At 48.2% G+C, this 17433-nt stretch carries 22 protein-coding genes and 1 tRNA gene; 19 read left to right on the top strand and 4 right to left on the bottom strand.

The genetic code is table 11. The annotated features are described in order from the left end of the window. The first annotated feature begins 638 nt into the window (after positions 1–638). The 4 genes from ABEA66_RS26950 to ABEA66_RS26935 all read left to right on the top strand — a co-directional run bounded on the left by ABEA66_RS26950 (position 639) and on the right by ABEA66_RS26935 (position 4055). The gene (locus ABEA66_RS26950; RefSeq protein ID WP_079911430.1) at positions 639–1397 is read left to right on the top strand and encodes a ParA family protein; all 759 of its coding nucleotides are present in this window, start codon (positions 639–641) and stop codon (positions 1395–1397) included. Beyond that, on the top strand, positions 1394–2248 hold the full coding sequence (locus ABEA66_RS26945; protein WP_079911429.1) for a ParB/RepB/Spo0J family partition protein: 855 nt from the start codon (positions 1394–1396) through the stop codon (positions 2246–2248). The genes ABEA66_RS26950 and ABEA66_RS26945 overlap by 4 nt, the downstream gene beginning before the upstream one ends. Positions 2249–2355: 107 nt before the next feature. After that, complete coding sequence (locus ABEA66_RS26940; RefSeq protein WP_256865383.1) at positions 2356–3510, top strand: aminotransferase class V-fold PLP-dependent enzyme; 1155 nt, start codon at positions 2356–2358, stop codon at positions 3508–3510. A 50-nt stretch (positions 3511–3560) separates the two neighbouring features. Further along, the gene (locus tag ABEA66_RS26935) at positions 3561–4055 is read left to right on the top strand and encodes a DUF4446 family protein (RefSeq protein WP_345592439.1); all 495 of its coding nucleotides are present in this window, start codon (positions 3561–3563) and stop codon (positions 4053–4055) included. On the opposite strand, the gene yyaC is transcribed toward ABEA66_RS26935, so the two are convergent. Then, positions 4030–4665 (bottom strand): spore protease YyaC, encoded by a 636-nt coding sequence (yyaC, locus tag ABEA66_RS26930; RefSeq protein WP_079911426.1) that lies wholly within the window; start codon positions 4663–4665, stop codon positions 4030–4032. The two genes, ABEA66_RS26935 and yyaC, sit on opposite strands and share 26 nt — an antisense overlap. A 106-nt stretch (positions 4666–4771) precedes the next feature. Between yyaC and ABEA66_RS26925 the strand changes: the two genes are divergently transcribed. From ABEA66_RS26925 to ABEA66_RS26910, 4 genes are all read left to right on the top strand, one after another. Beyond that, complete coding sequence (locus ABEA66_RS26925; RefSeq protein ID WP_079911425.1) at positions 4772–5014, top strand: putative Se/S carrier protein; 243 nt, start codon at positions 4772–4774, stop codon at positions 5012–5014. Between the two features lie 13 nt (positions 5015–5027). Next, positions 5028–5948 carry a mechanosensitive ion channel family protein gene (locus ABEA66_RS26920; protein ID WP_345592436.1) on the top strand — a complete coding sequence of 307 codons (921 nt, stop codon included), beginning with the start codon at positions 5028–5030 and terminating at the stop codon, positions 5946–5948. Positions 5949–5950: 2 nt separating this feature from the next. After that, complete coding sequence (locus tag ABEA66_RS26915) at positions 5951–6160, top strand: DUF951 domain-containing protein (protein WP_345592434.1); 210 nt, start codon at positions 5951–5953, stop codon at positions 6158–6160. 55 nt (positions 6161–6215) lie between these two features. Next, a tRNA-Ser gene (locus ABEA66_RS26910) sits at positions 6216–6306 on the top strand. Positions 6307–6779: 473 nt separating this feature from the next. On the opposite strand, the gene ABEA66_RS26905 is transcribed toward ABEA66_RS26910, so the two are convergent. After that, entirely contained in the window at positions 6780–7028 is a 249-nt protein-coding gene (locus ABEA66_RS26905) for a hypothetical protein (protein WP_079911422.1), read from the bottom strand. A 70-nt stretch (positions 7029–7098) separates the two neighbouring features. Beyond that, positions 7099–7278: a YjzC family protein gene (locus tag ABEA66_RS26900; protein ID WP_079911421.1), complete on the bottom strand. Its 180-nt coding sequence runs from the start codon at positions 7276–7278 to the stop codon at positions 7099–7101. Between the two features lie 237 nt (positions 7279–7515). On the opposite strand from ABEA66_RS26900, the gene rpsF reads away from it, so the two are divergent. The 11 genes from rpsF to ABEA66_RS26845 all read left to right on the top strand — a co-directional run bounded on the left by rpsF (position 7516) and on the right by ABEA66_RS26845 (position 17032). Then, positions 7516–7800: a 30S ribosomal protein S6 gene (gene rpsF / locus ABEA66_RS26895; protein ID WP_079911420.1), complete on the top strand. Its 285-nt coding sequence runs from the start codon at positions 7516–7518 to the stop codon at positions 7798–7800. A 45-nt stretch (positions 7801–7845) separates the two neighbouring features. Continuing rightward, complete coding sequence (ssb, locus tag ABEA66_RS26890) at positions 7846–8325, top strand: single-stranded DNA-binding protein (protein ID WP_079911419.1); 480 nt, start codon at positions 7846–7848, stop codon at positions 8323–8325. 20 nt (positions 8326–8345) lie between these two features. Further along, entirely contained in the window at positions 8346–8633 is a 288-nt protein-coding gene (gene rpsR, locus ABEA66_RS26885; RefSeq protein ID WP_079911380.1) for a 30S ribosomal protein S18, read from the top strand. A gap of 371 nt (positions 8634–9004) precedes the next feature. Further along, positions 9005–9421, top strand: a complete 417-nt coding sequence (locus ABEA66_RS26880) for a CBS domain-containing protein (RefSeq protein WP_079911379.1) — start codon at positions 9005–9007, stop codon at positions 9419–9421. Positions 9422–9475: 54 nt separating this feature from the next. Further along, positions 9476–9778 carry a MazG-like family protein gene (locus ABEA66_RS26875; protein ID WP_079911378.1) on the top strand — a complete coding sequence of 101 codons (303 nt, stop codon included), beginning with the start codon at positions 9476–9478 and terminating at the stop codon, positions 9776–9778. A 5-nt stretch (positions 9779–9783) separates the two neighbouring features. Next, the gene (locus tag ABEA66_RS26870; protein ID WP_225948247.1) at positions 9784–10707 is read left to right on the top strand and encodes a DUF2232 domain-containing protein; all 924 of its coding nucleotides are present in this window, start codon (positions 9784–9786) and stop codon (positions 10705–10707) included. 22 nt (positions 10708–10729) lie between these two features. Further along, complete coding sequence (locus tag ABEA66_RS26865) at positions 10730–12691, top strand: DHH family phosphoesterase (protein WP_079911376.1); 1962 nt, start codon at positions 10730–10732, stop codon at positions 12689–12691. Then, positions 12688–13134: a 50S ribosomal protein L9 gene (gene rplI / locus ABEA66_RS26860; RefSeq protein WP_079911375.1), complete on the top strand. Its 447-nt coding sequence runs from the start codon at positions 12688–12690 to the stop codon at positions 13132–13134. Before ABEA66_RS26865 ends, rplI begins: the two co-directional genes overlap by 4 nt. 109 nt (positions 13135–13243) lie before the next feature. After that, on the top strand, positions 13244–14584 hold the full coding sequence (gene dnaB / locus ABEA66_RS26855; protein WP_179136058.1) for a replicative DNA helicase: 1341 nt from the start codon (positions 13244–13246) through the stop codon (positions 14582–14584). Between the two features lie 192 nt (positions 14585–14776). Further along, positions 14777–16060 (top strand): adenylosuccinate synthase, encoded by a 1284-nt coding sequence (locus tag ABEA66_RS26850; protein ID WP_345592422.1) that lies wholly within the window; start codon positions 14777–14779, stop codon positions 16058–16060. Between the two features lie 213 nt (positions 16061–16273). Continuing rightward, on the top strand, positions 16274–17032 hold the full coding sequence (locus ABEA66_RS26845; protein WP_345592420.1) for a hypothetical protein: 759 nt from the start codon (positions 16274–16276) through the stop codon (positions 17030–17032). Between the two features lie 62 nt (positions 17033–17094). Here the strand turns inward: ABEA66_RS26845 and ABEA66_RS26840 are convergent, their stop codons facing one another. Next, complete coding sequence (locus ABEA66_RS26840; RefSeq protein ID WP_079911371.1) at positions 17095–17358, bottom strand: hypothetical protein; 264 nt, start codon at positions 17356–17358, stop codon at positions 17095–17097. Positions 17359–17433: the final 75 nt, after the last annotated feature.

The following is a 17433-nucleotide window of genomic DNA, read 5'->3' as shown; positions in this document are numbered from 1 at the left end:
CATTTTTATATGTGATATAGAGAAAAAGCTCCGTAATGGGGCTTTTGTTTCCATCAAATGAACGGGTGCTTTGCGAAGCACCGTAAAAACTCCGATGCCTACGAATGCTTTAATGAAAGGTTCTCTTTCTAGCAGTAGGCTTCCTTTGGTTGTGGCTGTATGAGCTTGGACAATTCAAGAAGACAGTCCGGGTGCGTGAGCGTGGGAAACAATCACTTTTTGAAAAAGACGTCGACAGACGTTTTTTTTACCATCATAGAATGGAAAATTCGAGGTTATCGAATAGAAGAATTCTATTTGGCGATAAAACCAAAAGCATGCATGCGGTCGTTCATCTTTATTAGAGGGTTGACCACTTGGGGAAGGAAGCTTCAGTACATAGTGATATGCATTCTATGCCCCGGCGCGGCCCTATATCTGTAAATCGACAAGGAAAGTCATTTTTCCTTCATTTTTGCAGGCAGTGGTGACTTGTTTTTGAAGCGGCCGTACAGCTAAACCACGTAAGGGAAGACTTCGCGTAGTAGATAATTATGTAGATGCTCGAAAATTGCCTATTGTCCCGATGATCTGAGATGTTCGTGAGTATAATGACCTGGTTATACTCGTACTTAGTATTTTATTGAGGTGAAATGATTTTGTCTAAGATTATTGCAATAACGAATCAAAAGGGCGGTGTCGGGAAGACGACAACATCCGTGAATTTGGGTGCATCCTTAGCAGCATTAGGAAAAAAAGTACTTTTGGTAGATATTGATCCCCAGGGAAATACGACTAGCGGAATCGGGATTAATAAGGCGGACGTAGTTTATTGTATTTATGATGTCATTATTAACGATATTCATCCTAAAGAAGCAATGGTAGATACGGCAATTCCGAATTTGAAAATCATTCCTGCTACCATTCAACTGGCGGGTGCCGAGATTGAGCTTGTTCCGACGATTTCCCGCGAGGTTCGGCTGAAGAAATCTTTGCATTTGGTCAAGCACTTGTTCGATTACATTTTGATCGATTGCCCTCCGTCTTTGGGGATCTTAACGGTGAATTCCTTAACGGCTGCAGATTCGGTTATCATCCCAATTCAATGCGAATATTACGCTTTGGAAGGATTGAGCCAGCTGTTGAATACCGTTCGCTTGGTTCAGAAGCATCTTAACACGAACCTGCAAATCGAGGGTGTACTGCTTACGATGTTTGATGCAAGAACAAATCTCGGCATGCAGGTAATCGAGGAAGTGAAGAAGTACTTCCAGCAAAAAGTATATCAAACCATTATTCCGCGAAATGTTAGATTAAGTGAGGCGCCAAGCCATGGTCAATCGATTATAACCTATGATCCGCGATCAAAGGGAGCGGAAGTCTACATGGAGCTCGCAAAGGAAGTGATCGCACTTTGAGTAAACGATTAGGAAAAGGGCTGGATGCGCTGCTGCCTGCTTTGAGCATTAACGACGATGATAAAGTCGTGGAAATTCCGCTTCCGCAGCTGCGTGCGAATCCGTATCAGCCTAGAAGAACATTTAACGATGAGTCTATTAATGAATTGGCCGCTTCGATTAAAGAACACGGAGTCATTCAGCCAATTATTGTCAGAAGTGTGCTGAAAGGCTACGAGATTATTGCCGGTGAGCGCCGATATCGGGCATCGCAGGTATGCGGGCTGGCAACGATTCCTGCAGTAGTTAAGAAATTCACCGATCAACAGGTGATGGAAATTGCATTAATCGAGAACGTACAGCGTGAAGATTTGAATGCTATGGAGATTGCTGTAGCGTACCAGGCATTGATTGATCAGTTCTCCTTAACACAAGAGGAACTGTCAGCAAAGGTCGGCAAGAGCAGATCTCATATTGCTAACTTCCTGCGTTTGATTCATTTGCCGGAAGAAGTGAAGCAGTATGTTTCACGTGGAACACTCACCATGGGCCATGCCAAAGCCATAGTTGGATTAAAGGATGCCAAGCTGATTAAAGCATTGGCTGAGCAATCCATCAAGGAGCAATGGAGCGTTCGTGAGCTGGAAGAGGAAGTCAAACGGATTGAGGAAAAATCGGCCAAGAAGAAGCCGGCTGCTAACTCCAAACGAAAAGACCCGTACATTAACCAGCTTGAAGAAACTTTGCGAGAAGTGTATCGGACTACCGTTAAGATCAAACATAACAATAATAAAGGGAAAATAGAACTTCTATATTTTTCTAAAGATGATTTGGATCGGTTACTGGATCTTCTGCAAGGGAAGATTTCGTAATTCGCGAAACTGGTGGTACAATGGACCGTAGCATACCCTGTTAGCGCCCTTGAATATAGGGCAGACTAGGTATGCTACTTTTTGTGAAGGAAGGGAGCGGAAAGAGAGTGAATATAGCCTATTTTGATCATGCTGCTTCATCTTGGCCTAAACCTCCTGAAGTGCTGGAGGCTATGCAGCAATGTATGCTCCAGTATGCGGCCAACCCGGGAAGAGGCAGCCACCAGATGGCGGTCAAAGCCAGCCGGACATTATTTGAAACGAGAAAGCATCTTGCCAAGCTGTTCGCAGTGAAAAACCCGAACGATATTTCCTTCGCGCAAAACACCACAATGGCCTTGAATCAGGCGATCAAAGGTTTTGTAAAGGACGGCGATCACGTTGTATGTACGTCGGTAGAGCATAATTCGGTTCGCAGACCGTTGGAATATTTAAAGCGAACCAAGCAGATTACGGTGACTTATGTGCAGACCAACGAGAAAGGCGAATTAAATATCGATGATGTAGCCGCTGCGATTACCGATAAAACGACGCTGCTCGTATGCAGTCACAGCTCAAATTTGTTGGGCAGCATACTTCCCGTTGAGCAAATAGGGGAGCTCTGCAGACAAAACAATATCGTGTTTCTCGTGGATGCCGCGCAATCAGCGGGCACGCTTACCATCGATGTGGAGCAAATGGGCATTCACATGCTTGCATTCCCGGGGCATAAAGGATTGCTGGGTCCTCAAGGAACGGGAGGGCTGTATATTCATCCGGAGCTTGAACTGGAGCCGCTGATTCATGGGGGAACGGGAAGTCAATCGGAAGCCATCGATCAGCCGGCCGTAAGACCGGATCGTTATGAATCAGGTACGCAAAATACGCCTGGAATTGCCGGTCTGAACGAGGGCGTGAAATTCGTACTCAGAGAAACCGTAGAGAAGATACATAAAAAAGAATGGGATCAAACGCAATATATTATGTCCTCCCTGCTGGAAATTGATGGCGTAAAGGTGTTAGGTCCGGATTTGGGGCAAAATAAAACAGGCATTATTCCTTTTACCATCCATGAAGCCGATTCTTCGGAGGTTGCATTCATTCTGGATCACTCCTTTCAGATTGCTGTCCGGGCCGGATTTCATTGTACCCCATTGGCGCATGAAAGTGCAGGTACCATGGAACGGGGTGCCGTCAGGGCCAGTGTCGGCTATTTTACTACGGATGAAGAAGCGGAACGGCTTATCCAGGCCGTAAAAGAAATTGCAGCTCATCTAAAATGAGATTATGATAGAATGCGACAGCGTGCCATTTTACACAGGGGGATAGGAGTATGGGGGAATTGCTTGATTTGCTTGACATGAGGGTCCTGGTCATCACGATGACGGCCGTCATTGTTATATTTCTTATTTTGGTCATCACATTATGGAGCAAGCTGAACAAGCTTCGCAAAACATATATGAGCATGTTAAATGGAGACAGCGGCTTGAATGTGGAGCAAGCCTTCATTGATTTACAGCAACGGACGCAGGAATTGCAGGAGCAAGCAAAACAATCCCAGCAGCAAATTGCCGGGATTGCGCAGCAGATGAGAAAAATGAAATCCAATTTGGGTGTATACCGTTACAATGCCTTCGCTCAGAACGGAAGCGATCTAAGCTTCTCCGTTGCTTTGCTGGATGATGAATTGGATGGCGTTGTACTGACAGGGATTCATAACCGGGAGGAGACCTATGTGTATGCCAAGCCGGTAACGCAAGGACAATCGCAATATGTGCTGTCGCCGGAAGAGAAGGAAGCCATTAATCGAGTCGTGCAAAAGAAGTAGGAGCGGTTAGCCGCGACAAATTGGAGATGGCGACTTGAAAGGATTTGGCGATAACCTCGGACATGCTCATGACGATGCTGAGACGGGTATTTTGAAGGACAAAGTATTCCATAAATCCGCCGACATTTACAATTCCTGTAATATGCATATTTCCAACCGGAGGCAAATCTTTATTAACGCCAGCGCCTGGCTTAACCGGTCCGTCGCCGACTTGAATGCAGCCAACGCTTGTTAGCTGACCAAGACACGCATCGACGGCAATGATGAACGGATTCGTGAAATGGTCATGGATGGAGGATAACGTATCTTTCAAATTCATAGCATGTACCGGTTGATCCAATGTTCCATAGAGATGAATGCCGTTCAAATGATATTTTTTGAGCTGCGTGCCGACCAGGGGACCCAAAGAGTCTCCTGTGGAGCGATCGGTTCCTACACATATGATAATGATAGGCTGATGCGACGGGACTTGTTCGAGAATGGAAACAAGCTTGTCGGACAAAAGCTCAATAATATTGCTTTCCGTGTGCTGAATTTTGAATGGTTCAACGACTTTGTCCTTCTCGGTTTCCTGAGCGGTCATCTTGTCTCTATGAAAAGGCAGTTTCATATAATAACCCTCCATTTACTAGGAGTATATAAACATTTTTACTAGTATACGGAAAGAGATTGCGAATTATACGTCACGTTGGAAATAAAATAGAGGAGGCGGAGCCATGCTGTTGATGGCCTTCGATTCAACCCAGCAGGCTCTGCGTGCGGAAATGCTGTTGGAATATGCCGAGATCGAGAACGACATGTGTCCTACCCCGAAGCAAATTACGGCGGGATGCGCTCTATCGCTGGAGTTTCCCGAAGAATCCCTTGAAGAAGTCAAGCGTATTGTAAGGGAAGAACGAGTGGAGATAAGAGGCATCTATTCCAAAATAGGTGATCAGTATGTTAACATGGAATTATAAGGTGGTGTAAAGCATGGATCAGTGGCTTCATCTGTTCCTTGCTGACGAGAAAGCAGGAGCCACAATGACAACCTGGGAGCAATTCCAGAAGCAGATTATGGGATACATCTCGGATCCTGCTGTTTGGACGAATGTCCTATTTACGATCATTAAAATTATTTTGATTTATGTCATTGGCAGAATCATCATCAAGATCGCCAATAAAGCACTGGAGCATATGCTGGTCGAACGGGAAAAAAGTCCGTTGAAATTCGATGTCAGAAGGACGCGGACGATCGGCAAGCTGATGGGGAATATTATTAAGTATGCCGTCAATTTCACGATGGTGCTTATGATATTGAACCAATTCGGCATCCGGCTGGAGCCGCTGCTGGCAGGAGCTGGCGTTGTCGGTTTGGCCGTCGGCTTCGGGGCGCAAAGTCTGGTTAAGGACGTGATCACCGGATTTTTTATCATCTTCGAGGATCAATTTGCCGTAGGCGACGTTATCCAGACAGGCAATTTCAAAGGCACCGTCGAAGAAATCGGCCTTCGGGTCACCAGGATCAAAAGCTGGACCGGCGAGGTACATATCATCCCGAACGGCACTATCACGCAGGTCACCAATTTCTCCGTTAACAACAGCATTGCTGTAGTCGATGTATCTATTGCTTATGAGGAAGATACGGATAAAGCGATAGCCATCATGAAGCAAACCGTAAGTAAAAACTACGAGACGAACGTCAACATGGTGAAGGAGCCCGAGGTGCTTGGAGTTCAGGCGTTGGTCGGTGCGAATGTGACGCTGAGGGTAACGGTGGAATGCAAGCCGAATATGCAGTTCGCGGTAGCTAGAGAGCTCTATGCGGAGATTAAAAAAGCTTTTGACTCGCATGGCATTGAAATTCCTTATCCGCGGGTTGTCAATTATCATAAAAATGAAAAGGGGGAGTGAGCATGGAACGCAAGCAATATGAATTGGGCGATATCGTGGAAATGAAAAAACCTCACCCCTGCGGCACTAACGAAATGGAAATTATTCGGCTGGGCATGGATATCCGAATTAAATGCGTTGGCTGCAAGCACAGCGTATTGGTGCCGAGAGCCAAGTTCGAGAGCAAGCTGAAAAGGGTTCTTCGTTCAAATCCAAATTTTAAGTTGGAATAGGGCTTGCCTTTTGGGTAGGTGTTGTGATAGAATAACACTTGTCCCTTTTTAATGCGGAAAGGTACCCAAGAGGCCCAAGGGGGCTGACTCGAAATCAGCTAGGCGGCGCAAGCCGTGCGTGGGTTCGAATCCCACTCTTTCCGCCACCAAAAATACCAGCGATAACGACTCTGAGAAGAGTCGTTTTTTTATTATCTAGCGCTGGGGTCCCCGTAAAGTACTGAAAAGCTTCAAAGGCAACGCTCCACTTGGTTGGGGCTATTTTGTTGTCTTGAAACGGAGGCCGATTGAAAAGCTGAACCCATAGCATAATGACCTGGAAGCGTATGGATGAAGCTGTTAAAAAGGTGCTGTTGTATGAGGAGAATCCGGGTGAGTCTTTAAAGCCTTTGTATGGATCAAAAAAAGCGGGAGGGTCAAGGGCAGTTGGCTTGGATGGATCCGCGGAGGGTTCACGAAGACGAAGAGGACTTGTGGATAAAAAGAAAACGTCCGAAGGCTCAGAAAATGTTAATAAATCGGCGCATATCGGTGGATAAATCCTTGTTCTGACTTATCCACATGTGGATGAAAAGAAAAACCTCCTTTGCATGAAGGTGTGCATAAGGAGGCGGCCGGTTCAAGAATGGGTTTTCTTACGAACAGAGTACAGATCAACGAAATAGCCGATCACCGCCCAAGAGAGAATGGTTAGGGTATAGAGCAGTACAGGGTTCACATTGGTGGTGCCTACAATAGGATAGAACCAGGCGGGCACGCTCAGGCAGTAGAACAAAATGTAAATCGGCTCGGATTGGTGGCCGAAATAATGCACCAGACTGAGTGCGGCGCCGAAAGCGGCAAAAAGCAGCGTTACGGTATATTTCATGGAAAGGCTCCTTTGATGAAATTTTGACCCCCTCTGAACGTCGGATGTCCAACGCAGAGGGAGAAGAAGGCTAGTACTTACGCTTCCACTTGCGGTTATGGTTGGAGGTTTCCGGGAAGGTCTCACCCTTCTTCAAGGAAATGATTTTGGGGTTATTTATCCCCATATGGAAGGCATTCTCCCCGATCTCCATATATTCGCCGTCATTGGGAGCTGTATCTCCAGGATTGAACTGGCTCCATTCGCCCATACTGGTCACCTCCTGTGCGAAGTGTACTGCTAGTTTTTCCTTGACCGGTTCATTACATGAGCTAAAAAATTTACCAAACCATTTTTAATAAGAAGAAAGTGGTCGTACTTGCCCTAAAGAACTTGTCATTAGGCTCTGATTTTGCTATAGTATTATGGTGCGAGTTTTGATAGTAATTGAAATTCTCGCTCCTTGCTCCTCATAAGAGGGGCCGTTAGTCCAAAAGGAGGTGAAACCATGCGCAAATATGAAGTAATGTACATCATTCGTCCTGACATTGAGCAAGATGCTGTTCAAGCTGCGATTGAGAAGTTTCAAGGCATCATCAACAACGGTGGCGAAATTACGAAACACGATGTAATGGGCAAACGCCGTCTTGCGTATGAGATCAACAAGTTCCGTGATGGTCACTACGTGTTGGTTAACTTTAACGCCAACAACGAAGTTATCGCTGAGCTTGACCGTGTGATGAAGATTTCTGACGAAGTCATTCGTTACCTGATCACTAAAGACGTAGCGTAATACAGGGCATCCGTGCCGTAATTGACATGCTGGGAGGGTTTAAGGTTGCTAAATCGTGTGATTCTGATCGGAAGGCTGACTCGTGACCCCGAATTGCGCTATACCCCGTCAGGCGTTGCTGTAACAACATTTACGCTGGCCGTGGATCGTCCTTTTACGAACCAGCAGCGTGAACGTGAAGCGGACTTTATCAATATTGTGACATGGCGTCAGCTTGCTGAGACATGTGCCAATTATTTGCGTAAAGGCCGATTAGCAGCAGTGGAAGGCAGAATTCAAGTGCGCAACTACGATAATAACGAAGGCCGTCGTGTTTACGTGACTGAAGTTATTGCCGATAATGTTCGTTTCTTGGAGTCCGCTAACAGTGGTGGAAATCGTGAAGAGGGTATGGGAGGCGGAGGCTACAGCCAAGGGCAAGGCCAAAGTCAACAACAGCGCTACGGCGGACCACGTGACAATCAAGATCCGTTCCAGGATGATGGAAAACCGATTGATATTTCCGATGATGATTTGCCATTCTAACGCAGAAAGGACTGAATACGATGAGTTTCCAAAAGAGAGACAACGGCGGCGAAGAGCGCGGCGAGCGTAAATTCGGCGGTCGTGGTGGAAAAAAAGGCGGAAAGCGCCGTAAAGTGTGTTACTTTACTGTAAACAAAATCAAACACATTGACTATAAAGACATCGAAACGCTGAAGAAGTTCATCAGCGAGCGCGGTAAAATTCTTCCGCGTCGTGTCACTGGTACTTCCGCTAAGTACCAACGTATGTTGACGATTGCGATCAAACGCTCCCGTCAAGTTGCGTTGCTGCCATACACAACGGAGTAATTGTTGTACCGAAGAAGACAGTTGGGAAACCGGCTGTCTTTTTTTATTTGCGTAAGAAATGACATAAAACCTGTTTTTCCCAATATGCTGATCAGGATAAGGGCGGTTTCTTGAGAAAAAGGGCGTCCTCATTCTGGAAACCTTTTATACTATAAAACAGAGACCGTTTATTTCATATGAAGAGGTCTTGTTGCGGGCCTTATTCGCGGGCGGCCGGAGCAGCAGGGGAAGGCAGGGATGAAGCGTCCCTATTCTTTTGGTAAAATAGAGAAGGAGCTTCAGAAGGTCGTTGTATATCTTCCTTCCGAATCATAGTGTATGATAAAAGGGATCGCACCAAGGAAGTTTAGATTGGAAAGGGTGGCTTCAAAGTGAATATCGCTTTTTTTCTACTGCCTAAGGAGGATGTCATTTATTTATCCCCTCATTCTACGATGCGCCAGGCATTGGAGCGAATGGAATACCACCGTTATTCTGCAGTTCCGCTGGTGGATGAAAACGGCAAGTATGTAGGGAACATTACCGAGGGCGATTTGCTCTGGAAGCTGAAGCATTCTCCGGAGATTGGATTCGAGAATACGCATAAGGTCCAGCTGAAGGACGTCTCGCAGCATATGAACATTAAACCGGTTCGCATTGACCAGCAGATGCAGGATTTGATCACTCTCGCAACCAACCAGAACTACGTCCCTGTTATAGATGATAACGAGGTTTTTATCGGCATTATCCGCAGAAGAGAGATCATTGATTATTGCTTCAAACTTTGGCTGGCCGAACAAAAGGTTTAGAATTGTGGTATAATTATCTAAAGTGTCAGCCTAAAAGAAAGGCGGTTATCCCTTATGGATCGGGAAATGGATTTGGCAAAGCGGGCCAAGATCATTGAATGGCTCAAAACGGAAATCGTCGATCAGATGGCACATTTGTTAAAAGGCATTTGGGAAGGCAGCCATCATAAAATAGTAGACGGTCTGGCAAGTCTGGTAGCCTGCTGCTATATTCTCGGAAGGCGTCTCGGCATCTCATTGCGCAGTTTAGACGAAGCGGTTTTGGAGAAAATGAAGAAGCATAGGCAAGATGGACATCAGTTAGAGGAATGGTATGGCGATATATCCGCTTTGGAAGAACATTTGCGTAAGAGGTGAAGGTGTTGGGGAAAGGTTCCGTACGAATGCTCGGCTGGAGCGTAGCGACGATCTTATTGCTCCTTTCGGTGATTACACCGCTTAGTATCGTTACATTTTGTTTATTGATGATCCCGGTAATTGTACAGTTCGTAAAGCTGGATACGAAGCGGTTTCTGCTGCATTACGGCGTGAGCCTGGTCATTGTCTATGTGCTTACCTCCTCGGTTCTCGGGGGATGGGCAGGCATCCTGTTGGTATCCATGTCACTGTTCTTTTTGCCGCCCGTGATTCAAATGGGGAATTTGTATAAAAAGAGGGCTCCTGCCCGCACGGTATTGACTGCAGGAACGGTGACCTTGTTGGCTGAGCTTCTGTTAAGCTTGGTCGTCAGCTATTTGTTCGGCTTCAATTTGATTGATAAAATCAAGCAATTCATGCAGGAAAGCATCAACACGCTGCCGGATCAGCTCAAGGGCATGATCGCTCTGGATCAGGATATGCTGATTCAGCTGATGAGCCAAATGCTGCCGCTCTATATGATCGGCATCTCATTAGTGCTTGTCGTGATAGCGCATTGGCTGTCCAGAAAAATATTGAACCGCTCCGGAGAGTCCATTCCGGCGTTTAAGCCGATGCGGGAGTGGATGCTGCCGCGTTCCTTTGTCTGGTACTATATGATTGCCTTGTTTATGGAGTTTTTCGTCAAAGACACGAACTCGATCTTTTTCACCATATTGATCAATCTGCTTCCTTTGCTGACGGCAGCTTTTGCAATTCAAGCTCTGGCGTTTTTGTTTTTCGTGGCCCATATGAATCGCTGGAATCGGACCTTGCCTATTGCCGGCATTGTACTGCTGCTAATTTTTCCGCCAGCTTATTTTATTTTCAGCATGCTCGGGGTTTTTGACGTAGCGTTTCCGATCCGTGAACGTATGACGCGAAAATAATGATGGATTAGGGGCGAGTGGAATGCCAAAGTTCCTGTTAAAGCGATGGCACGGCTTGCATATCGTATGGATATTTGCTCTTTTGACCGTTTTGATATTTATTTTGATGATTTACCAATGGGTGATCAGTGTGATCGCCTTGTTTCTATGCGGGGTATTGGCCTATTTCACGCTGAAGGCGGAGCAGGCCTTTCGTAATGATTTCAATCACTATGTAACCACGTTGTCCCACCGGATCAAGAAGGCGGGCAATGAGGTGATTCATGAGCTGCCCATCGGCATTCTCCTCTATAACGAAGAGAAGGTCGTGGAGTGGCACAATCCGTTCGTGGCGAAAATGCTGGGAAAAGAGACATTGATCGGCGAGTCCGTCCATGAGCTGTTCCCGGCTCTAAAGACGCGTAAGGACAAGGATCTGAAGGTTGAGATAACGGTCGGGAAATGCATCTATCTTGTACAAGTCAAGCCGGATGAAAGGCTGTATTATTTCACCGATATTACCGATTACAAGACGTTATCCGCGAGATACGAGGAAGAGCGGCTCGCTATGGGGATTGTCATGATGGACAATCTGGAGGAAGCGACGCAAGGCATGGATGACCAGACGCGCAGCATTATGATGGCGAGAGTCACCGGCGAAATTACGGAGTGGGCGCAGAAAAACAACGTTCATTTGCGCCGTACCGCATCGGACCGCTATTTGATTCTGATGAATCAAAAAGGCTTGAAATCGTTGGAGCAGTCCCGGTTCGAAATTCTCGACGAGGTTCGGGACCTGACGATTGAAAACAAGCTGCCGCTCACATTAAGCATCGGGATCGCTTCGGGCGTTGATTCGCTTACGGAGCTCGGACAGCTTGCTCAGACGAGCTTGGATATGGCTCTGGGGCGCGGCGGCGACCAGGTAGCCGTCAAGGTAGGGGAGAGGCTGTCCTTCTATGGAGGCCGCTCCAACGCCATTGAGAAGCGCACGCGCGTAAGAGCCCGGGTTATCTCCCATGCGCTGCGGGATCTGATCAAGGAATGCGACAAGGTTATTATTATGGGCCACCGCTATCCGGATATGGATTCCATCGGCGCCGCGATCGGTGTGCTTAAAGCGGTTCATGTCAGCAACAAGGAAGGCTACATCGTTCTCGAGGGCGTCAATCCTTCGATTCAGAAGCTGATGGACACGATCTATGAGGACGAGAAGCTGAACCGCTGGTTCATTACGCCGGAGCAGGCTATGCAGATCACGAACGGACGTACGCTGGCTGTCGTCGTAGACACGCACAAGTCGTCCATGGTAGCTGAGCCCAAGCTTCTGCAGTTGACGCAGCGCAAGTTCGTTGTCGACCATCACCGCCGCGGCGAGGAATTCATTCAAGATGCGACGCTGGTCTATATGGAGCCATATGCGTCATCTACCTGCGAGCTGGTGACGGAGCTGCTGCAATATTTCAACGACCGGCTGACGATGGGCGTGCTGGAGGCGACGGCACTGCTTGCAGGCATCGTCGTGGATACCAAAAGCTTCAGCCTGCGTACGGGAGCCAGGACGTTCGAGGCCGCGTCCTTCTTAAGACGGAACGGGGCGGATTCCTCGCTCATCCAGCGCCTTCTCAAGGAGGATCTGGACGCCTATATTCAGCGCTCGGAGGTCATTAAGAATGCGACCATCCTGTATGACCACATCGCTTTGGCGGTCACGGAACCGAATCGCAAATATTCTCAGTTGCTCATTGCGCAGGCAGCTGATACATTGTTAACTATGACGGGTGTCATGGCGTCTTTTGTTATCAGCGAACGCCCGGACGGCTTGATCGGCATCAGCGCGAGATCTCTCGGCCAAATGAACGTTCAGGTCGTTATGGAGCGGATGGGCGGAGGCGGCCATTTGACCAATGCGGCGACCCAGCTGGAAGGCACGATTGAGGAAGCAGTACAAAGATTAAAGCAAATTTTAAGTGAGATAGAAGCAGAGGAGGGGCTTTTCGAATGAAAGTGATTTTGCTGAAGGATGTTAAAGGCCAAGGAAAAAAAGGGGAAGTTAAAAACGTATCCGAAGGCTATGCAAACAACTTTTTGTTTCCGCAGCAGCTGGCTGCACCTGCGAACGAATCTTCTATGAAAGTGTTGGAGACGCAGAAAAAAGCGGAGCAGCGCAAGAAGGATCAGGAGAAAGCCGAGGCTGTTGAGCTTGGCAAAAAGCTGGAGTCGCTTACGGTTGAGCTGAAAGCAAAATCCGGTAAAGACGGCCGATTGTTCGGTGCCATTACGAGCAAGCAGGTAGCCGAAGAGATGGAGAAGCAGCACAAGATCAAGCTGGACAAGCGCAAAATTATCATGGATGAGCCGATTCGTACGCTGGGCGTAACGGAAGTGGCCGTGAAGCTTCACCCTGAAGTGACCTCGAAGCTGAAGGTTCATGCTACGGAAGAATAATATCGGTATCATGCCATTTCATTGAAGCGCCGTTCCATTCTAGGTTCGGCGCTTCGACGGTAAGTTGTCCCCAAGAACACTTGAGGAGGAGACGAGCTTGAACGAAGGCATGTTTATGGATCGCATCCCTCCGCAAAATTTGGAAGCCGAGCAGGCAGTGCTCGGTGCTATTTTGCTTGACAGCGATTCGCTTGTCACCGCGATGGAGCGTATTACGAGCGATGACTTCTATCGCACCTCGCATCAACGCATCTTCGAATCGATGATCGAGCTGGCGGAGGAGAATGAGCCGATCGACTTGATTACGCTGACGGCGCGGCTGCAGAACAAGCAGCAGCTGGAGGAAATCGGCGGAATCAAGTATTTGTCGGAGCTCGCGAATGCGGTGCCGACTGCGGCGAACATCGACTACTATGCGCAGATCGTCGAAGAGAAGTCGATGCTGCGGCGGTTGATTCGCGCCGCAACGAACATTGTAACCGAAGGCTACGCAGCCGCGGATGACGTAGGGGACCTGCTGAGCGACGCGGAGAAGCGGATTCTCGAGATTTCGCAGCGCCGCTCGGGTACAGGCTTCATCGCCATACGCGATGTGCTGATGGAGGTATTTGATAAGGTCGAATTCCTTTATAACAATAAAGGGGGAGCGACTGGAGTCAAATCGGGCTTTCAGGATTTGGACAAGATGACGTCCGGCTTTCAACGGTCGGACTTGATTATTGTTGCGGCCCGTCCTTCCGTAGGGAAGACGGCGTTCGCGTTGAACATCGCGCAGAACGTAGGGGTGCGCGAGAAGGAGACCGTCGCCATCTTCAGTCTGGAGATGGGCGCGGCCCAACTCGTACAGCGTATGATCTGTGCGGAGGCTAACGTGGACGCGGGCCGTATGCGGACAGGCTTCCTCGAATCGGATGACTGGGAGAAGCTGACGATGGCGATCGGCGCCTTGTCCGAGGCCAATATCTATATCGACGATTCCCCGTCGGTAACCGTGGCGGATATTCGCGCCAAATGCCGCAGGCTGAAGCAGGAGAAAGGACTCGGAATGATCCTGATCGATTATCTCCAGCTGATCCATGGACGCGGAAAAGGAGATAACCGGCAGCAGGAGGTATCCGAGATTTCCCGTACGCTCAAGCAGATCGCCCGTGAGCTGGATGTTCCTGTCATCGCCCTGTCGCAGCTCAGCCGGGGCGTGGAGCAGCGTCAGGACAAACGGCCGATGATGTCCGACTTGCGGGAGTCCGGTTCGATCGAGCAGGACGCCGATATCGTTGCTTTCTTGTACCGCGACGACTACTATGACAAAGAGTCCGAGAAGAAAAACATTATCGAGATTATTATCGCCAAGCAGCGGAATGGCCCGGTTGGCACCGTCGAATTGGCATTCCTGAAAAACTTCAATAAGTTCGTCGGACTGGATCGGACTCATCAAGAGCCGGCCAGCTAAAGCGCACATTGTTGCACGGGGAACATATGTGAAGGCATATAAGAATGATTTCCGAACAATGCTACAGCCCCTTGTGGCATTGTTCGTTTTTTATTGACTTTGCCGCGGTAGACTGATAAAATATTGTTGGTGCTTAAGGCCTTTTGGCCAATTAAAGGTGAAGGTGAAACTCACCTGATGGGGGTTATGCGCATGTCTACGGTAGTGGTAGTAGGAACCCAATGGGGCGACGAAGGAAAAGGGAAAATTACCGATTTCCTCGCTGAATCTGCAGAAGTGGTAGCACGTTATCAGGGCGGTAACAACGCTGGCCATACGATTTTAATCAATGAAAAGAAATATAAATTAACGATGATTCCATCGGGCATTTTCTACAACGATAAAGTATGCGTCATCGGCAACGGCATGGTTATTAATCCAGGCGCTTTGCTGGAAGAAATCGCATATATCCATGAGAATGGCTTCTCGACGGATAACTTGAAAATCAGTGATCGCGCTCATGTGATTATGCCATATCATCTTCTCTTGGACGGATTGGAAGAGGAGCGCAAGGGCGATAACAAAATCGGCACGACCCGTAAAGGGATCGGCCCTTGCTACATGGATAAAGCGGCAAGGAACGGGATCCGTATTGCCGACCTGATGGACGCCAAGGAATTCGAACGCAAGGTTCGTCTTTTGGTCGCCGAGAAGAATGTTCTGATCAAGCAAGTATACAATGGCGAAGGCCTGGATGCTGAGGCTATTATTGCCGAGTACCTTGGGTACGCTGAACGCATTCGTCCTTATGTTACCGATACTTCGGTCGTATTGAACGATCTGATCGACGAAGGCAAGAAGGTATTGTTCGAAGGCGCTCAAGGCGTCATGCTGGACATTGACCAAGGGACTTACCCTTACGTTACATCGTCCAACCCTTCGGCCGGCGGCGTGTGCATCGGTTCCGGCGTAGGTCCGACGAAGATCAAGCAAATCATCGGCGTAGCCAAATCGTACACGACCCGCGTAGGCGACGGTCCTTTCCCTACAGAGCTGCATAACGAAATAGGCAACTGGATTCGTGAGAAAGGCCATGAGTACGGTACGGTAACAGGCAGACCGCGCCGTGTCGGCTGGTTCGACAGCGTTGTTGTGCGCCATGCCCGCCGCGTAAGCGGAATTACCGGCTTGTCCCTGAACTCCCTGGACGTTCTGGCAGGTCTGGAAACCGTGAAAATTTGTACGGCTTATAAATATCGCGGAGAAGTGATTGAGCATTATCCTGCAAGCTTGAATATGCTGGCTGAATGTGAAGCGGTGTATGAAGAGCTTCCGGGCTGGTCCGAGGATATTTCCGGCGTTCGCAAGCTGGAGGATCTGCCTGCAAATGCAAGACGCTATGTAGAGCGTGTATCCGAGCTTACAGGTATTCCGATTGCGATTTTCTCGGTAGGCCGTAACCGTGAGCAGACGAATTTAGTAAGGCCTATTTATTAATCGGTGTTAGATATCAGGAACCTCCCAAGTCTATTGGGGGGTTCTTTTTTTGACTTTCCAGAGTTTTGTAAATTGGGTGGCTCGACCCGCCAGATTGCCAGAAACGATGAGATATGGACCAGCAAAGTTTCCGCAAATATATGGTTGTTTTTGGCTAATGTCGTCAATACTGATGAAGGGAGATGCATAACAGACTGACGGGAGTAGTGGGATATGAAAGGGTTACAATGGTTGGTGAAGCTGGTTCTTAGCGCTGTAATAACGTCTGCGGTTTGTATAGCCTCTACTTTTTGGGCGGTCAGCACTTATGCGGATATGCTGTTAGAGCAATATAATTTGAAGTCTGCGGTGAGCGCGACACCTAATTGGTCTCAATTCACCTCTCAAATGGGTAAGCAGGTAGCGGGATGGTTCGGTCCGGGGACATCGTCCTCTCCTTCACAACGCAAAGTGGCGTCTAACACGCCCAAAAGCGATTCAGCAGCCGATATCCCTACAACGGGAACGATAGATTCAGGCACCTCGACCACCAATCCGTCTGCACCAAACGGTTCCGGAACGACGGACGGGAACGGCAGTTCCTCCGACCCTTCATCTTCAACGCCGAAGGACGGAGGCTCGACCACCAAGAAGCCGCCTGAGGATGCGATTGCCGTCTTCGGCCATCAAAGCGGGCAGGCCCAGTCGGATAAAGCGGGAAGCGGGATCATTAGCGGAGAGGACAGCAAGAAGATCGTCGTATCCGGCGAGGAGTTTACGAAGAAGAAAGAACAATTGTCCAATGACGAGAAAAATAAAATTTTCAATATGCTCGTAACACGCGTGCCTCAAAAAGAGATTCAAACCATCTCTTCTTTAATGGAGGATGGAATAACAGCAGCAGAATTGAAGCAAATAGAAACCATATTGCAGCAATATTTGAAGCCTGACGAATATGCGCAGCTGCTTGCGATGATTAAAGTCGATCCGTAATACATAGCAAGAAGCAAAAGCCCTGCACGGCTGTGTGCGGGGCTTGTTTGCGTGAAGCTGTGCTAAATCCGGGCTCCATAACGGGCTAACGTATCTTCCGCTTGACGGAAGCGGGAGGATTCGACGACAACCTGCAGGACGTAACGAAACTCATCGTCATGCGCTTCCTCGGCTAGACTGGACTGGAGGAGCGGCGTTATGCCCAACGAAGTGGGCGCATGATCCATGGAATACTGTTGAATATCAATGACACCTTGCTCTCGAAGTGCCGCAGCCGCTTGGTTCATCTCCGAGTTATTTTTGAAAAATGCCGTTAGGTTTTCCATAGTTTGACTTCACACCCCTGCCACGAAACTGCGTTAACGGCTCTGCAGCCCCGTGAATAATGTTGAAAAAAGAAG

The organism is Paenibacillus vulneris, assembly GCF_039543185.1.
GTDB classification, from domain to species: domain Bacteria; phylum Bacillota; class Bacilli; order Paenibacillales; family NBRC-103111; genus Paenibacillus_S; species Paenibacillus_S vulneris.
The sequence above is the reverse complement of the archived record's forward strand: the minus strand, read 5'-3'. Positions and strand labels throughout refer to the sequence as shown.

Bases quoted from the DNA above. Each gene is read 5' to 3' on its own strand.
- ABEA66_RS26865 (WP_079911376.1), top strand. From the start codon at position 10,730: ATGCCAAAGTTCCTGTTAAAGCGATGGCACGGCTTGCATATCGTATGG.
- ABEA66_RS26915 (WP_345592434.1), top strand. From the start codon at position 5,951: ATGGAACGCAAGCAATATGAATTGGGCGATATCGTGGAAATGAAAAAA.
- ABEA66_RS26925 (WP_079911425.1), top strand. From the start codon at position 4,772: ATGCTGTTGATGGCCTTCGATTCAACCCAGCAGGCTCTGCGTGCGGAA.
- ABEA66_RS26935 (WP_345592439.1), top strand. From the start codon at position 3,561: ATGGGGGAATTGCTTGATTTGCTTGACATGAGGGTCCTGGTCATCACG.
- ABEA66_RS26875 (WP_079911378.1), top strand. From the start codon at position 9,476: ATGGATCGGGAAATGGATTTGGCAAAGCGGGCCAAGATCATTGAATGG.
- ABEA66_RS26840 (WP_079911371.1), bottom strand. From the start codon at position 17,358: ATGGAAAACCTAACGGCATTTTTCAAAAATAACTCGGAGATGAACCAA.
- rplI (WP_079911375.1), top strand. From the start codon at position 12,688: ATGAAAGTGATTTTGCTGAAGGATGTTAAAGGCCAAGGAAAAAAAGGG.
- ABEA66_RS26905 (WP_079911422.1), bottom strand. From the start codon at position 7,028: ATGAAATATACCGTAACGCTGCTTTTTGCCGCTTTCGGCGCCGCACTC.
- ABEA66_RS26850 (WP_345592422.1), top strand. From the start codon at position 14,777: ATGTCTACGGTAGTGGTAGTAGGAACCCAATGGGGCGACGAAGGAAAA.
- rpsF (WP_079911420.1), top strand. From the start codon at position 7,516: ATGCGCAAATATGAAGTAATGTACATCATTCGTCCTGACATTGAGCAA.
- ABEA66_RS26845 (WP_345592420.1), top strand. From the start codon at position 16,274: ATGAAAGGGTTACAATGGTTGGTGAAGCTGGTTCTTAGCGCTGTAATA.
- ABEA66_RS26920 (WP_345592436.1), top strand. From the start codon at position 5,028: ATGGATCAGTGGCTTCATCTGTTCCTTGCTGACGAGAAAGCAGGAGCC.
- ABEA66_RS26900 (WP_079911421.1), bottom strand. From the start codon at position 7,278: ATGGGCGAATGGAGCCAGTTCAATCCTGGAGATACAGCTCCCAATGAC.
- rpsR (WP_079911380.1), top strand. From the start codon at position 8,346: ATGAGTTTCCAAAAGAGAGACAACGGCGGCGAAGAGCGCGGCGAGCGT.
- yyaC (WP_079911426.1), bottom strand. From the start codon at position 4,665: ATGAAACTGCCTTTTCATAGAGACAAGATGACCGCTCAGGAAACCGAG.
- dnaB (WP_179136058.1), top strand. From the start codon at position 13,244: ATGTTTATGGATCGCATCCCTCCGCAAAATTTGGAAGCCGAGCAGGCA.